We start from the raw sequence: 805 nt of genomic DNA, 5'->3' as shown, positions 1-805 counted from the left end.
TCTTAAATAAAGAGTTGCTCATTTCCCAAATCATTAATGGCTCATACGAGCCACAACCTGTTAAACGTGTGGAGATAGACAAAGATGATGGTTCTAAAAGAAAATTAGGCATACCAACGGTTATTGACCGTTTTATCCAACAAGCACTCCTTCAAGTTATAGAAGTAGATATTGACCCATCGTTCTCAGAATCTAGCTTCGGTTTTAGACCAAATCGTAGTGCGCACGATGCAATGAAACAGGCAAAGCAACTCTACGAAAATGGCTACCGCACTGTAGTGGATATTGATATGAAACAATATTTCGACACAGTCAATCACGATAAACTTATGTATCACGTCGAAGAACATATCAAGGACTCAACAGTCCTCCAACTCATTAGAAAATTCTTGACGAGTGGAGTCTCCATCAATGGAGCCATTTATCGAACGGAGGTCGGATGCCCTCAAGGTGGAAATCTTTCACCAATTTTGAGTAACATCTACCTTGACCAGCTGGATAAAGAACTAGAAAAGCGAGGGCACAGATTCATTCGCTATGCGGATGATTGTAATATCTATGTAAAAACGAGGAAGGCAGGAAATCGAGTGATGAGTAGTATCACAAATTTTCTTGAAAATACCCTAAAACTGGTAGTGAACCGACAGAAAAGTGAAGTGGGAAGTCCAACGAAACGGAAGTTTCTAGGTTTTTGCATACACTCAACAAAAGCAGGTGTAGGCTTCCGCCCACATTACAAATCTAAGAAGAAATTTAAAAAGAAACTCAGCCAACTAACCAAACGAAACCGTAGTGGAAGTATTCG

At 40.0% G+C, this 805-nt stretch carries 1 protein-coding gene; it reads left to right on the top strand.

Annotated features, from left to right (window positions below):
• On the top strand, positions 1 to 805 hold an 805-nt coding region (gene ltrA, locus LD272_RS21320; protein ID WP_226038595.1), incomplete at both ends, for a group II intron reverse transcriptase/maturase.

Origin of the sequence: Aquibacillus saliphilus, from assembly GCF_020404745.1 — a bacterium.
Classification (GTDB): Bacteria; Bacillota; Bacilli; order Bacillales; family Amphibacillaceae; genus Aquibacillus; species Aquibacillus saliphilus.
Note: the sequence above shows the minus strand (reverse complement) of the source record. Positions and strands in the feature narration are given on the sequence as shown.